Origin of the sequence: Stenotrophomonas pavanii (assembly GCF_900101175.1) — a bacterium.
Taxonomy (GTDB): domain Bacteria; phylum Pseudomonadota; class Gammaproteobacteria; order Xanthomonadales; family Xanthomonadaceae; genus Stenotrophomonas; species Stenotrophomonas pavanii.
On sequence record NZ_FNFQ01000012.1, the window covers coordinates 80,351 to 95,175 of the forward strand.

The following is a 14,825-nucleotide window of genomic DNA, read 5'->3' on the forward strand; positions in this document are numbered from 1 at the left end:
GTGTCTCCTACACCTTCTCGACCTTGACCAGGATGCACTTCGATTCGGGCGTCTGCGAGTTGCCGTCACCGATGGCGTTGGTCAGCGTATTGGCGATGTAGCCGGGCTTGGCCGCACCGAGGAAGCCCCAATGGATCGGCACCCCCACCTGGTGCACGGTCCGGCCATCGATCTGCAGGGCCTTGATGCGCTTGGTCACCATGGCCACCGCTTCGATGTGCCCGCGCTTGGAACTGACCCGCACCCGGCTGCCGTTGTTGATGCCCAGCTCGTCGGCCAAGGCAGCGCCGATCTCGACGAACTGCTCGGGCTGGATGATGGCGTTGAGCTTGCCGTGCTTGGTCCAGAAGTGGAAATGCTCGGTCAGGCGGTAGGTGGTGGCCACGTGCGGGAACTCATCCGGCGAACCGATCTGGGCACGGTCACTGGCGAACACGCGTGCGGCCGGGTTGTTCAGCGTCAATGCCTGGCCGGGGCTGAGCGGATTGCTGCGCAGCGGGGTATCGAACGGCTCGTAATGCTCGGGGAACGGTCCTTCGGCCATGCCGGCCTTGGCGAAGAAGCGGGCGATGCCCTCCGGGTTCATGATGAACGGGCCCATGCCACCAGCGGGATCTTCGTCGGCCTTGAAGTCCGGCACATCCACGTTGCCCCAGTTCTTCCCGTTCCAGGCCAGCAGCGTGCGGCGCGGATCGAATGGCCGACCGGCGACATCGCACGAGGCGCGGTTGTACATCACGCGGCGGTTGGCCGGCCACGCCCACGCCCAGCCCAGCGTATTGCCGATGCCGGTCGGGTCACTGTTGTCACGGCGCGCCATCATGTTGCCGGTCGGGCCCCAGGCACCGATGTAGATCCAGCACCCCGACGCGGTGCTGCCGTCGTCGCGCAGGTCGCCGAACGTCGCCAGCTGCTCGCCGGCCTTGCGCACCAGCCTGGTCGGATCCTTCGGATCGAACACGTCCGTCAGCGCCTTGCCGTTGTACTCCATCGCCAGCTCTTCGGGCGTGGGCACTTCAGGGTTGGCATAGTTCCAGGCCAGGTCGCGCACCGGCTCCCACCACGCACCGCCGTCCTTCTCGTACATCGCCTTGATGCGATGGAACAGCTCGGACATGATCTCGATGTCGCTGCGCGCTTCGCCTGGCGGATTGGCGCCCTTCCAGTGCCACTGCAGCCAGCGCGAGGAGTTCACCACCGCACCGTTCTCCTCGGCGAAGGACGTGGTCGGCAGGCGGAACACCTCGGTCTGGATCGTGCTGGGATCGACGTCGTTCAGCGCGCCGTGGTTCTGCCAGAAGGCGATGGTCTCGGTTTCCAGCGGGTCCATGCTGACCATGAACTTCAGCTTGGAGAACGCGCTGATCAGCTTGCCCTTGTTCGGTGCCGAGGCCAGCGGATTGAAGCCCTGGCAGATGTAGCCGTGGATCTTGCCTTCGTTCATCAGCTCGTACGCCTGCAGCATGTCGTACGGCTTGTCGAGCTTGGGCAGGTGATCGAAGCACCAGTTGTTGTCGGCGGTGGCAGCGTCGCCCCACCACGATTTCATCAGGCTGACGTGGAACTTCGGGTAGTTCTGCCAGAACGACATCTGGTTGGCGCGCAGCGGCTTCTGCGTGCGCTTGGCGATGTAGGCGTCGTAGTCCTGCTCGTCCTGCCTCGGCAGCGTCAGGTAGCCGGGCAACAGGTCGGACATCAGGCCGATGTCGGTCAGGCCCTGGATGTTGGAATGCCCGCGCAGCGCGTTCATGCCGCCTCCGGCCACGCCGATGTTGCCCAAAAGCAGCTGCACCATGGTGCCGGCACGCACGTTCTGCGCACCGATCGAGTGCTGCGTCCAGCCCAGGGCGTACAGGATGGTCATCGCCTTGTCCTTGCCGGCGGTGGACGCGATCATGTCCCAGATCTGGCGGATGCTGTCGGCCGGCGTGCCGCAGATGCGCTCGACCATCTCCACGGTATAGCGCGCGTAATGCTGTTTGAGGAGGTTGTAGACGCAGCGCGGGTCCTTCAGCGTCGGGTCGCTGCGTACGTAGCCGTCGTCACCGTAGGCGTAGTCCCAGCTGGAACGGTCGTAGCTGCGCTTTTCTGCGTTGTAGCCCGAATACAGGCCGTCCTTGAAGGCGAATTCGTCCTTCACCAGGAACGACATGTCGGTGTAGTTCAGCACGTACTCGTGCTGGATGCGGTCCTCGGTCAGCAGGTAGTTGATCAGGCCGCCCAGGAACACGATGTCGGTACCGGTGCGGATCGGCGCGTACACGTCGGCCACCGCCGCCGAGCGGTTGAAGCGCGGATCGACCACGATCAGCCGGGCCTTGTTGTGTGCCTTGGCCTCGGTTACCCATTTGAACCCGCACGGGTGTGCCTCGGCGGCATTGCCACCCATGATCAGGATCAGGTCGGCATTCTTGATGTCGACCCAGTGGTTCGTCATCGCACCACGGCCTAGCGTCGGGGCAAGACCTGCCACCGTCGGGCCGTGTCAGACACGTGCCTGGTTGTCGAATGCCAGCATGCCCAGGGAGCGGACGACCTTGTGGGTCAGCACCGCGGTTTCATTGCTGGTGGCCGAGGCCGCCAGCATGCCGGTGGTCAGCCAGCGGTTGACCGTCTGCCCGGCTTCGTTCTTCTGCACGAAGTTGGCATCGCGGTCTTCCTTCATCAGCCGCGCGATGCGGTCCAGCGCATCGTCCCAGCTCAGCCGCTTCCACTCGTTGGAGCCCGGCGCGCGGTACTCGGGGTAGAGCAGGCGCGACTTGCTGTGGATGATGTCGGCCAGGCCGGCACCCTTCGGGCACAGCGTGCCGCGGTTGACCGGGTGGTCCGGGTCGCCTTCGATATGGAAGATGCTCGGTTCGGCGTTCTTGGCGCCATCGCCGAGGCTGTACATCAGGATGCCGCAGGCCACCGAACAGTACGTACAGGTGTTGCGGGTCTCGGTCGCGCGGGTCAGCTTGTATTGCCGGACCTCCGCGAGCGCGATGCCGGGCGCGAAGCCCATCAGTGCCAGGCTGGAGCCGACCAGGGTTGTCCCGGTCACTTTCAGGAACTGGCGGCGGCTCATCGATGGCATGCCGTTCTCCTGGGATGGCGGGGAGGCGCAGGCCTCCGGGCTGTCGTTGGGTACGGGCCGGTTATAGCACAGGCCCCCGCATGCCCATGTGGCACAAGGCGCGGCGCCTGCCGGACGGGCCCGGAAAGGGCCTGCTCTGGTAAAGTTGCGTGCCCGCCCCCCGGGGAAGCGTCTGCCGGGCCTGGTTCCAGGATGTTCCGCGCAGCCCCCGCCGTCCTGCCGCGATCCGCCGCGCCGGACCTGGAACATCGAGGAAAAATTTTGCGAAATCAACCAGTTGGGAGCCGTGCATGAGCGCCCCTTCGAAGCCGTCGGACGCCGTTGCGCGCGGCACGCTGTACATCGTGGCCGCCCCGTCCGGCGCCGGCAAGAGCAGCATCGTCAACGCCACCCTGGCGCGTGACCCGCAGATCGCCCTGTCGATTTCCTTCACCTCGCGCGCGATGCGCCCGGGTGAGGTGAACGGCCAGCACTACCACTTCGTCAGTGCCGAGAAGTTCGAGCAGATGATCGCCGCCGGCGACTTCTTCGAACACGCCTGGGTGCACGGCGACTGGAAGGGCACGGCCCGGCAGTCGGTGGAGCCGCAGCTGGCCGCTGGCCAGGACGTGCTGCTGGAGATCGATTGGCAGGGCGCCCAGCAGGTGCGGCAGCTGGTGCCGGGCACGGTCACCGTGTTCATCCTGCCGCCGTCCAAGCAGGCGTTGCAGGACCGCATGCGCAAGCGCGGCCAGGACAGCGAGGCGGTCATAGCCCAGCGGCTGGGCGCAGCCCGCGATGAAATGCTGCACTTCAACGAGTTCGACTACGTCATCGTCAACGAGGTGTTCGACACTGCCGTGGACGAGCTGTGCGCCATCTTCACTGCCAGCCGCCTGCGCCGGGAGGCCCAGAAGGTGCGCCACGCCGCCCTGATCCAGGCCCTGCTGACCCCCGATCCGGGTGCAACTGACTGATTCCAAAAGAATCGATGGGGGGTTGGCTTGATTTTGTCCAGCCCCTGCCAGTACACTCCGTCCCCTTTCCCTCATTCGACTGAGCGGCCGACCGGTCGCCGGGAGCCCGTATGGCCCGCATCACCGTAGAAGATTGCCTGGAAGTCGTTAACAACCGTTTCGAACTGGTCATGATGGCATCCAAGCGTGCCCGCCAGCTCGCCAACGGCGTGCAGGCCACGCTGGACAACAGCGAGACCGAGGACAAGCCGACCGTGCTGGCGCTGCGCGAAATCGCCGCCCGCAAGATCGACAACGCGCTGATCGACGAAGTCGAGAAGGCCGAGCGTGAGCGCGCCGAGCGCGAAGCGCTGGAGTGGGCCGCCGCCGAAGTGGTGGCCGACGAAGACATGTCCAAGAACGACGATTGATCGCATCGATCAACGTAATCGTTGGATACACCGAACAGCCCGCCCCGTGCGGGCTGTTTCGCATTCAGGATTTGCCGTAAACGTCGCGCTGGAATAGGCTGCGGGCATGAACCCAGGCCCCACTGCCAAGGTCGCCGCAGCCCCCACTGCCGCCGTACCCGACTACGTCCTCCAGCTCGAACGCGCCGCCCACTACCTGCCGCCGGAACAGCTGCCGCTGTTGCGCCGTGCCTGGGAAGTCGGAGCCTCCGCGCACGCTGGGCAGACGCGCAAGTCGGGCGAGCCCTACATCACCCACCCGGTGGCCGTGGCCCAGGTGCTGGCCGAGCTCGGCCTGGACGTGGAAGCGCTGATCGCTGCGATCCTGCACGACACCATCGAAGACACCCCGCTGACGCGCGAGGCGCTGGCCGCCGAGTTCGGCGAAGCCGTGGCCGAACTGGTCGACGGCGTCACCAAGCTGGACAAGCTGAAGTTCCGCGACCGCCAGGAAGCGGCCGCCGAGAGCTTCCGCAAGATGCTGCTGGCGATGTCGCGCGACCTGCGCGTGATCATGATCAAGCTGGCCGACCGCCTGCACAACATGCGTACGCTGGGTGCGCAGAGCCGCGAAGCGCGCGGCCGCATCGCCCGCGAGACGCTGGAGATCTACGCGCCGATCGCCCAGCGCCTGGGCATGAGCCTGGTCAAGAGCGAGCTGCAGAACCTGGGGTTCAAGGCGCTCTACCCGTGGCGCCACGCCATCATCGAAAAACACATCCGCAGCCAGCCGGTGGTGCGTCGCGAAGCGATGGCACAGGTGGAAGTGCAGCTGTCGCAGCGCCTGGCCAAGGAGGGGATCGAGCATCGGCTGATCAGCCGCATCAAGACCCCGTGGAGCATCTACAACAAGATGCGCGACGAGAACAAATCCTTCGACCAGGTGATGGATGTGTTCGGCTTCCGCCTGGTCGTGCGCAGCGTGCCCAGCTGTTACCACGCGCTGGGCTCGGTGCACGCCACCTTCAAGCCGCTGGATGGCCGCTTCCGCGATTTCATCGCCATTCCCAAGGCCAACGGTTACCAGTCGCTGCACACGGTGCTGTTCGGGCCGTATGGCTCGCCGATCGAAGTGCAGATCCGTACCGAGGAAATGGACCTGATCGCCGAGCGCGGCGTGGCCGCGCACTGGACCTACAAGTTCGGTGGTGATTCGCCCAACAGCGCGCAGAGCCGCGCCCACGCCTGGATCGTCGAGCTGATCGACTCGCAGCGCGCCGCCGGTTCCTCGCTGGAATTCCTCGACAACGTCAAGGTCGACCTGTTCCCGGACGAGGTCTACCTGTTCACCCCGAAGGGCAAGATCCTGGCCCTGCCGCGCAATTCCACCGCGCTCGATTTCGCCTACGCGGTGCACACCGACGTCGGCAACATGGCGGTGGCCTCGCGCGTGGACAAGAAACTGGTGCCACTGCGCACCAAGCTGGTGTCGGGCCAGTCGGTGGAGATCATCACCGCACGCTCGGCCACGCCGAAACCGCAGTGGCTGGAATTCGTGGTCACCAGCAAGGCACGCACCGCCATCCGCCACCAGCTCAAGCAGCTGGAACACGAAGATGCCGTGCAGCTCGGCCACCGCATGCTCGACCGTGCGCTGGAAGCGATGGATTCGTCGCTGGAGCGGCTGCCGAAGGGGCGCCTGGATGCGTTCCTGGCAGAGCACCGTTTCCCGCGCCTGGAGGCGCTGCTGGCCGAGGTCGCGCTGGGCAACTGGATGCCGACCCAGGCCGCGCAGGCGCTGATGGCCTACGCCGAACTGCGTGGCGGCCCGCATTCGCGCCACCATTCGCAGGAGAAGATCCTGATCAACGGCAGCGAGCGCGGCGTGGTCACCTTCGCCGGCTGCTGCCAGCCGATTCCCGGCGACGAGATCATGGGCTACCACACCGCCGGCAAGGGCATCGTGGTGCACCGGATGGACTGCCCGAACCTGGCCGAACTGCGCAAGTCGCCCGAGCGCTGGGTGCCGATCGGCTGGGACACCACCGTCTCCGGCGACTACGACACCTCGCTGGTGGTGGAAGTGGAGAACGGCACCGGCGTGCTGGCGCAGCTGGCCGCTGCCATCGCGCAGAGCCACTCCAACATCGAGCGCGTGGACTACCTGGACCGCGATTTCAACGCCGCCGTGCTGGCGTTCAACATCCAGGTGCGCGACCGCAACCACCTGGCCGAAGTGATGCGCCGCCTGCGCCGCCTGTCGGTCGTGCAGTCGGTACGCCGCCAGTAGGCCCTGCGCGGACCGGTAGTGCCGGCCGCTGGCCGGCAACCCATGGATCCTCGACGGCGTCGCGATTGCCGGCCAGCGGCCGGCACTACCGAAGCGGCGCGGTGGATCCGCGCCATGCGTGGATGCACCCCCAGCCGGTACAATCACCGCTCTGTTTTCCCCCAAAGCACCGGAGCGACCCATGTCCCGCCAGATCATCAACACCGAAAAGGCCCCCGCCGCCATCGGCCCGTACTCGCAGGCCGTGCGCGCCGGCAACACCGTGTATTTCTCCGGCCAGATCCCGCTCGACCCGGCCACCGGCGACATCGTCGGCGCCGGTGACGTCGAAGCGCAGGCCCGTCGCGCCTTCGACAACCTCAAGGCCGTGGCCGAGGCCGCTGGCGGCTCGCTGGACAAGGTCGTGCGCCTGGGCCTGTACCTGACCGACCTGGGCGAGTTCGCCAAGGTCAACGCGGTCATGCAGGACTACTTCCAGGCCCCGTACCCGGCCCGTTCCACCATCGAAGTGTCCGGCCTGCCGAAGGGCGCCAACTTCGAGGTCGATGCGGTGATGGTCATCGACTGACCGCCACGTGGCACGCAAGGCGGCGGTCACTCCGGTCCTGTCACCGTCCGGCGAAGCATCCCTGGCGATGCTCGCCGGCGTCGGTCCGGCCGTGGCCGCCAAACTGCAGGCGCGTGGCCTGGCCACCCTGCAGGATCTCTGGCTTCACCTGCCCCTGCGCTATGAAGACCGGACCCGGCTGACCCGCATCGAAGACCTGCGCAACGGCGTGCCGGCCCAGGTGGAAGGGCGGGTGGTCGCGGTAGAGCGCGGCATGCGCTACCGGCCGATGCTGAAAGTGGCGGTGGAAGACGAAGGGCAGGGCACCCTGGTGCTGCGCTTCTTCCATTTCCGCCAACAGCAGGTCGGCCAGTTCGCGGTCGGCAACCGGCTGCGCTGCTTCGGCACGCCCAAGCCCGGCCACCTCGGCCTGGAGATCGTCCATCCCAGTTACCAGGTGCTGGGGCGCAACGACGATCCTGAACTCGGCGACCGCCTCGACCCGGTGTACCCCACCGTCGAAGGCGTCGGCCCGATGACCATGCGCAAGCTGATCGGCCAGGCGCTGGACCGCCTGCCCGAGGAAAGCGCGCTGGAACTGTTGCCCGGCGGCTGGCTCGATGGCCTCGGCCTGCCGTCGCTGCGCAGCGCGCTGTTGACCGTGCACCGGCCACCACCGGATGCCGACCTGGCCGCGCTGGCCGCCGGCACGCACCCGGCGCAGCGCCGCCTGGCGATGGAAGAACTGCTGGCCCACCACCTCAGCCTGCGTCGCCAGCGCATTGCACTGCAGGCACACCACGCGCCGCCGCTGGCGGGCCCCGGCAAGCTGGCCAAGGCACTGCTGAAGCAGCTGCCGTTCGCCCTGACCGGTGCGCAGGCGCGCGTGTTCAAGCAGATCCGCGAAGACCTCGCGCGCCCCAGCCCGATGCTGCGCCTGGTGCAGGGCGATGTGGGTTCCGGCAAGACCGTGGTCGCTGCGCTGGCCGCGATGCTGGCGGTGGAGCAGGGCAAGCAGGTTGCGTTGGCCGCACCCACCGAACTGCTGGCCGAGCAGCACCTCAACAACCTGCGCGGCTGGCTGGAGCCGCTGGGCGTGCGCATCGCCTGGCTGGCCGGCAAGGTCACCGGCAAGGCACGCGCCAAGGTGATGGCGCAGGTCGCCAGCGGCGAAGCGCAGGTGGTGGTGGGTACCCACGCGCTGATGCAGGAGGCGGTGGTGTTCCAGGATCTGGCCTTGGCCATCGTCGACGAGCAGCACCGCTTCGGCGTGCACCAGCGCTTGGCGCTGCGCGACAAGGGCGCGGGTGGCAACAGCGTGCCGCACCAGCTGGTGATGACCGCCACGCCGATTCCGCGCACGCTGGCGATGTCCGAATACGCGGACCTGGATGTGTCGGCCATCGACGAGCTGCCGCCGGGCCGCACGCCGGTACAGACCGTCGCCCTCAACAATGACCGCCGCCCGGAACTGATCGAGCGCATCGCGCTGGCCTGCGAGGAAGGGCGGCAGGTCTACTGGGTGTGCACACTGATCGAGGAAAGCGAAGAGCTGGATGCCACTCCGGCGCAGGCCACCTATGAATCGCTGCAGGCACTGCTGCCCGGCGTGCGCGTGGGGCTGGTGCACGGGCGGCTGAAAGCGGCCGAGAAGCTGGCGACGATGGTGGCCTTCAAGGCCGGCGAGATCGACCTGCTGGTCGCGACCACGGTCATCGAAGTGGGTGTGGACGTACCGAATGCCTCGCTGATGGTGATCGAGAACGCCGAGCGCCTCGGCCTGGCCCAGCTGCACCAGCTGCGCGGGCGCGTCGGCCGTGGTTCGGCGGTGTCGCGCTGCGTGCTGCTGTACCAGGCTCCGCTTTCGCAGATGGCGCGCGAGCGCCTGCAGACCATGCGCGAAACCAACGATGGATTCGTCATCGCCGAGAAGGATCTGGAACTGCGCGGCCCCGGCGAACTTCTGGGCACCCGCCAGACCGGCCTGGCCGGTTTCCGCATCGCCGACCTGGCCCGCGACGCCGGGCTGCTGCCCGGCGTGCACGCACTGGCCGAGCGCCTGCTGGATCAGCAGCCTGCACTGGCCGATCGGGTGGTGCAGCGATGGATCGGCACCGCCGTGCGCTACGCCTCGGCGTAAGCACCCCGGGGGTCAGAGCCCTTTGCGCAGCAATGGCCTCTGACCCCATTTCCGGCACGCTCATCCACGCACGGCGTGGATCTACTGTAGAGCCGAGCCCACGCTCGGCTGCTGTGCGCGCTGTGCGCGCTGTGCGCGCTGCGCGCGGGAGTCGAGCATGGCTCGACTCTACAGAGAGCTCTTCCCCGCCATCCGCGGGAAACCCGTTTTTGACGTTGCTGTTGAAGTTGCCGGCCAGCGGCCGGCACTACCGCGGGTGCAGGGCGCAGCCCTGCCGCCCCCCATACTTGCAACGGTCATCATCCCGGTCCACACTTCGTTGCCGATCTGAAGACGGCAACGATGACCCACAAGATCCCCCTGTTGATCGACACCGATCCCGGTGTGGACGACGCCCTGGCCCTGCTGATGGCCTTTGCCGATGAGCGGCATGACGTGGTCGCCCTGACCATCGCCGCCGGCAATGTCGGCCTGCAGTACACGGTCCGCAACGCCCTCAAGCTCTGCGACATCGTCGGCCGCACCGACGTGCCGGTGTTTGCCGGCAGCCCGGATCCGCTGCTGCATCCTTCCGTTGATGCTGCCCACGTGCATGGCCGTGATGGCTATGGCGACGTGGACCTGCCGCCGCCCAGCCGCCAGGCCGAAGCCGAGCACGCCGCACTGGCGATCCTGCGCCTGTCACACGTGCATGCCGGCGAACTGATGCTGGTGATGCTGGGCCCGCTGACCAACCTGGCACTGGCGCTGAAGCTGGACCCGACCCTGCCCCAGCGCATCAAGCGCATCGTGGTGATGGGCGGCGCGGTCACCTGCCACGGCAACATCACTCCGGCGGCCGAATTCAACATCGCCTTCGATCCGGAAGCTGCGCACGTGGTGTTCACCGCGTTCAAGCACCTGCTGGTGTCGGACTGGGAGGCCACTGTTGCCCACGGCCTGCCGCTGGAAGAAGCCGAGAAATGGCTGCAGGCCGATTCCGATCGCGCCCGCTTCTACGAGCTGATCTCGCGCAAGACCCGTGGCCTGTCCGAGGACAGCAAGGGCGGGCGCTGGTACACCGCCGACGCGGTGGCCATGGCCTGGGCACTGAACCCGGAAGGGCAGCTGCGGGTCGAGTCGCGTCCGCTGAACGTTGAGCTGAACGGCACGTTCAGCCGCGGCGCCACCATCGTCGACTGGAACCGCCAGACCGGCCAGCCGGACAACTGCGATCTGCTGATGGCCTACGACCAGGGGCGTTTCGAGGCCCTGGTGCGCCAGGCCCTGGGCGCGGACTGACGTCCGTTGCCCGGCACCGGTTGCCCCGAGCGGCAACCGGTGCTTATAATGCCGCTCTTGACCACCAGCCCATTTACGGTGTGAGCCCATGAAGGCCGATATCCATCCGAACTACCGCGACGTCGTCTTCCATGACGTCACCTCCGATTTCAAGATCCTGACCCGCTCCACCATGGCGACGAAGGAAACCATCCAGTGGGAAGACGGCAACGAATACCCGCTGGTCAAGGTTGAAATTTCCTCGGCTTCGCACCCGTTCTACACGGGCAAGCACAAGGTCATCGACACCTCGGGCCGTATCGACAAGTTCCAGAAGCGCTACGCGCGCTGATCTGTCGATCCAGCTTCGAACCGACGGCCGCGCTCTGCGCGGCCGTTTGTTTTTCCCCAACGCCAACCCAACGGGCGTTTGGATGGACAGAACACTGCGTTCGTGTGACAACGCTTTTGCCGATCCGGGCCGCTTGCTGGCCGGGTTCTGGCCGCCTGCCGTCTACGACTTCTGTCTAGCGCCGGGCAAATGCTGCTGTGCGATAATGGCATGATCCCCGGCACAGGCCGAGGACGTCATTCACGTGCCTGACCAACGCGCTTGGGCAGGCGCCTTCCCATGAAGGAGCGCACACAGTGTCCGATCTTGATCAGGTCACGCTCAACGCCGGCGATAAGTCCGTCGTTCTGCCCGTCATCAAACCCACCCTTGGCAACGACTGCGTCGACATCGCGAAGCTGACCAAGGAAACGGGGTTCTTCACCTACGATTCCGGCTTCACCGCGACGGCCAGCTGCAAGTCCGCCATCACTTACATCGACGGCGACAAGGGCGTGCTGCTGTATCGCGGCTACCCGATCGAGCAGCTGTCGGAAAAGTCGAGCTACGTCGAAGTGGCCTACCTGCTGATCAACGGCGAGCGCCCGAGCGCCGAGCAGCTGAAGGCCTTCACCGATGAGCTGACTGCCGAAGCCAATGTCGACGACTCGATCAACACCCTGATCGGTAGCTTCGCCAAGGACGCCCACCCGATGGCCATCCTGGCTGCTGCGATCGCGCAGCTGTCGGCCATCTACCACGACTCGCTGGACCTGTCCGACGCCGAACAGCGCCGCCAGGCCGCAGTGCGCCTGATCGCCAAGGTGCCGACCCTGTCGGCGCTGATCTACCGCCATGGCAAGGGCCTGCCGGCCAACAAGCCGGACACCTCGCTGGACTACGTCAGCCGCTTCCTGAAGCAGACCTTCGAGTCGGCTGATGGCCAGTACGATCTGAACCCGGACGTGGTCAAGGCGCTGGACCTGCTGTTCATCCTGCACGCCGACCACGAGCAGAACGCCTCGACCTCGACCGTGCGCCTGGTCGGTTCGACCGGTGCCAACCCGTACGCGTCGGTTGCCGCGGGTGTCACCGCGCTGTGGGGTCCGGCCCACGGTGGTGCCAACGAAGCCGTGCTGAAGATGCTGGAAGAGATCGGCACCGCCGACAACGTCGAGTCCGCCGTGGTCAAGGCCAAGGACAAGACCTCCGGCTTCCGCCTGATGGGCTTCGGCCACCGCGTGTACAAGAACTTCGATCCGCGCGCCAAGGTCATCGGCGAGATGACCAGCAAGGTGCTCAAGCAGCTGGGCGTGCAGGATCCGCTGCTGGACGTGGCCGTGAAGCTGGAACAGGCTGCGCTGCAGGACGAGTACTTCGTCGCGCGCAAGCTGTACCCGAACGTCGATTTCTACAGCGGCATCATCTACAAGGCGCTGCAGATCCCGACCGAAATGTTCACCGTCATGTTCGCCCTGGGCCGTACCTCCGGCTGGGTGTCGCATTGGCTGGAACAGCAGGTTGATCCGGAAATGAAGATCGGCCGTCCGCGCCAGGTCTACACCGGCAGCGACGTGCGCGACTACCAGGGCTGATCGCCCCGCGTAGGTTGTGCCGGAAGCGCCCCGCATCTGCGGGGCGTTTTTTTTTGCCGCCGCGCGGGTGGGTGCCAACCTGGGTTGGCACGCTCTCCACTGCGACAAGAGCGCGTGATTCAAGGGTCTCGCCAGCTTCACAAGCGCTCGCGCAGCCTCAGGGCGCCCGCTGCATCCGCAGCCCCTGATCCGGAGCATCCACTGCATGAGTACCCGATTCGATCCACCCGAGCGCGGCCCGCTCGGCCCCGAGGTGACCACCGTCGTCGCCGCCCCCATTGTTCCGCCCGCCAGCGAAAGTGCGGTGTCGTGGGGGGCAATCTTCGCTGGCGCCGCCGCCGCCGCCGCACTTTCCCTCATCCTGTTGATCCTCGGCGTGGGCCTGGGGCTGTCGTCGGTGTCGCCCTGGTCGTTCGAAGGCGTCAGCAAGGAAACCTTCGGCTGGTCCAGCATCGCTTGGCTCACCTTCACGGCACTGGCCGCCTCCGGCCTCGGGGGTTATCTGGCGGGTCGCCTGCGTACCAAGTGGACGCAGATCCACGGCGACGAAACCTACTTCCGCGACACCGCGCACGGCTTCGTGTCGTGGGCGGTGGCCACGCTGCTGACCGCGGGCCTGCTGACGTCGGCCATCGGTGGCGTGCTGGGTACGGGGGCAAAGGTGGCCGGCGCCACCGCCGGGGCCGCTGCGTCCACGGTCGGCGTGGCTGCAGCCGGTGCCAGCGGCGCTGCGACGGCTGCACCGGAAGGTGACCTCGACTATTGGGTGGATTCGCTGTTCCGCAGCACGACCCACGCAGGGCCGGCCGATCCTGCAGCGCCGCCGCCGGGCGCGCCGATGGACCCGAATGCCGCGCCGCCGCCGGCACCGGGCGCCGGTCCACGCGACGCGCGCGTGGCCCCACCGCCGCGACCGCTGCCGGGCAACGGTCCGATCGGCGACCGCCGCGAAGTACGCGCCGAAGTGAACCGCATCATCGTCAACAGCCTGCACGGGGAGGGCCTGGATCCGGCCGATACCCAGTACCTGTCACAGCTGATCGCGCGCGAGACCGGGATGAGCCCGGCTGAAGCGCAGGCCCGCGTGACCGATGTGCAGACGCGCATGCGTGCAGCGCTGGAGAAGGCCAAGAACACCGCCAAGCAGGCTGCCGACGATGCGCGGAAGGCGACCGCCTACGCCGCGTTGTGGCTGTTCATCACCCTGCTGATCGGCGCGTTCTTCGCCAGCCTCAGCGCCACCTGGGGCGGCCGCCGCCGCGACCTGTAATCCACCTTTCCATGCAAGGAGACCTGCCATGAAGATGATTCTGCTCTGGTTGCTGGGCGTGCCGATTCCGCTGCTGATCCTGTACGCGATCTTCTTCTGATCGCGCGCCACCGCGCCGTGTCATCAGGCCGCCGAAAGGCGGCCTGATGCCATCCAGCGGATCCACGCCCTGCGTGGATGCCCACGGTAGAGTCGAGCCATGCTCGACTCTACAAATGCCATGCAATGAGGTTTCTTGCATTCAATCACTGAGGAAAGTTGCATAACTCTCAAACGTTGAGCACTTTCAAGAATTCTCCTTAACGTTCAACGTTTTAGGAATGCTTGAATGGCCTGCATGGCAATGGATTCCTAACATTCTCTCCGTCGCCCGCACCCATCCCCGCGGGCGGCGCTTCCCTCCCTTTTCTCCTTGGGGAGGGGAGCTTTCATATTCCCCCTTGTCCGAGAGAGACAACCATGCACGCCATTATCAAGAAGGCCGCGCTCGCTGCAGCGCTGGCTACTGCTTCGCTGTCCGCGCACGCGCTGGAAACCAAGATCACCGTCTACGCCGACGTCGACCCGACGCTGGCGCTGCTGCGCGATGACGGCACCCCGCTGCCGGACACCGTGCAGCTGACCCACGATCCGCTGCGCGGCCTGCTGCCGTCGACGCAGCAGGTGCGCATCCATTCCAATGACGAAACCGCGGACATCGAGGTGCGCCTTGGCCACGATCCGGTCCTGATCAATGGCGCCACGCGCGTGCCGCTGGCCGTCAGCCTGAATACCGATGCGCTGACCACTGCGGTCACCGAGTTCAAGGCGGCTGACCTGTTCAACGGCGCCAGCTCGACCCCGGGTGCGTCCATCTCGATGCCGCTGACCATCGCCCAGGCCGGTACCGGCGGCCCGCTTACGGTCAACGGCCGTTACGAAGGCATGGTCTACATCGTCATGAACCAGAAGCCCTGATCCACGGCTTCCCG

At 66.4% G+C, this 14,825-nt stretch carries 11 protein-coding genes; 10 read left to right on the forward strand and 1 reads right to left on the reverse strand.

Annotated elements, in window-relative coordinates:
- Nucleotides 1-7: 7 nt before the first annotated feature.
- The gene (gene fdnG, locus BLS66_RS17940) at nt 8-3,076 is read right to left on the reverse strand and encodes a formate dehydrogenase-N subunit alpha (RefSeq protein WP_143025192.1); all 3,069 of its coding nucleotides are present in this window, start codon (nt 3,074-3,076) and stop codon (nt 8-10) included.
- A gap of 290 nt (nt 3,077-3,366) precedes the next feature.
- Here fdnG and gmk point away from each other — a divergent pair, with 290 nt between their 5' ends.
- The 10 genes from gmk (at nt 3,367) to BLS66_RS17995 (ending at nt 14,811) form a co-directional block, all read left to right on the forward strand.
- The gene (gmk, locus tag BLS66_RS17950) at nt 3,367-4,032 is read left to right on the forward strand and encodes a guanylate kinase (RefSeq protein WP_049465727.1); all 666 of its coding nucleotides are present in this window, start codon (nt 3,367-3,369) and stop codon (nt 4,030-4,032) included.
- 110 nt (nt 4,033-4,142) lie between these two features.
- Nucleotides 4,143-4,442 (forward strand): DNA-directed RNA polymerase subunit omega, encoded by a 300-nt coding sequence (gene rpoZ, locus BLS66_RS17955; protein ID WP_005410877.1) that lies wholly within the window; start codon nt 4,143-4,145, stop codon nt 4,440-4,442.
- 106 nt (nt 4,443-4,548) lie between these two features.
- Nucleotides 4,549-6,711 (forward strand): RelA/SpoT family protein, encoded by a 2,163-nt coding sequence (locus BLS66_RS17960; RefSeq protein WP_005418955.1) that lies wholly within the window; start codon nt 4,549-4,551, stop codon nt 6,709-6,711.
- Nucleotides 6,712-6,892: 181 nt separating this feature from the next.
- Nucleotides 6,893-7,279 (forward strand): RidA family protein, encoded by a 387-nt coding sequence (locus BLS66_RS17965; RefSeq protein WP_005410875.1) that lies wholly within the window; start codon nt 6,893-6,895, stop codon nt 7,277-7,279.
- 7 nt (nt 7,280-7,286) lie between these two features.
- The gene (gene recG / locus BLS66_RS17970; RefSeq protein WP_074726461.1) at nt 7,287-9,398 is read left to right on the forward strand and encodes an ATP-dependent DNA helicase RecG; all 2,112 of its coding nucleotides are present in this window, start codon (nt 7,287-7,289) and stop codon (nt 9,396-9,398) included.
- Between the two features lie 342 nt (nt 9,399-9,740).
- A complete protein-coding gene (locus tag BLS66_RS17975) occupies nt 9,741-10,679 on the forward strand; it encodes a nucleoside hydrolase (protein ID WP_049465719.1) in 939 nt (312 codons plus the stop codon).
- An 88-nt stretch (nt 10,680-10,767) separates the two neighbouring features.
- Nucleotides 10,768-11,010 carry a type B 50S ribosomal protein L31 gene (locus BLS66_RS17980; RefSeq protein WP_005410871.1) on the forward strand — a complete coding sequence of 81 codons (243 nt, stop codon included), beginning with the start codon at nt 10,768-10,770 and terminating at the stop codon, nt 11,008-11,010.
- Nucleotides 11,011-11,306: 296 nt separating this feature from the next.
- Nucleotides 11,307-12,584: a citrate synthase gene (locus BLS66_RS17985; RefSeq protein WP_053461289.1), complete on the forward strand. Its 1,278-nt coding sequence runs from the start codon at nt 11,307-11,309 to the stop codon at nt 12,582-12,584.
- Between the two features lie 205 nt (nt 12,585-12,789).
- Complete coding sequence (locus BLS66_RS17990) at nt 12,790-13,854, forward strand: hypothetical protein (RefSeq protein WP_074726462.1); 1,065 nt, start codon at nt 12,790-12,792, stop codon at nt 13,852-13,854.
- A gap of 459 nt (nt 13,855-14,313) precedes the next feature.
- Nucleotides 14,314-14,811, forward strand: a complete 498-nt coding sequence (locus tag BLS66_RS17995; RefSeq protein ID WP_049465713.1) for a CS1 type fimbrial major subunit — start codon at nt 14,314-14,316, stop codon at nt 14,809-14,811.
- Nucleotides 14,812-14,825 lie beyond the last annotated feature (14 nt).

Excerpts from the sequence above, each read along its gene's own strand:
- gmk (WP_049465727.1), top strand. The coding sequence starts at position 3,367 with ATGAGCGCCCCTTCGAAGCCGTCGGACGCCGTTGCGCGCGGCACGCTG.
- BLS66_RS17960 (WP_005418955.1), top strand. The coding sequence starts at position 4,549 with ATGAACCCAGGCCCCACTGCCAAGGTCGCCGCAGCCCCCACTGCCGCC.
- BLS66_RS17975 (WP_049465719.1), top strand. The coding sequence starts at position 9,741 with ATGACCCACAAGATCCCCCTGTTGATCGACACCGATCCCGGTGTGGAC.
- BLS66_RS17965 (WP_005410875.1), top strand. The coding sequence starts at position 6,893 with ATGTCCCGCCAGATCATCAACACCGAAAAGGCCCCCGCCGCCATCGGC.
- rpoZ (WP_005410877.1), top strand. The coding sequence starts at position 4,143 with ATGGCCCGCATCACCGTAGAAGATTGCCTGGAAGTCGTTAACAACCGT.
- BLS66_RS17990 (WP_074726462.1), top strand. The coding sequence starts at position 12,790 with ATGAGTACCCGATTCGATCCACCCGAGCGCGGCCCGCTCGGCCCCGAG.
- BLS66_RS17995 (WP_049465713.1), top strand. The coding sequence starts at position 14,314 with ATGCACGCCATTATCAAGAAGGCCGCGCTCGCTGCAGCGCTGGCTACT.
- BLS66_RS17980 (WP_005410871.1), top strand. The coding sequence starts at position 10,768 with ATGAAGGCCGATATCCATCCGAACTACCGCGACGTCGTCTTCCATGAC.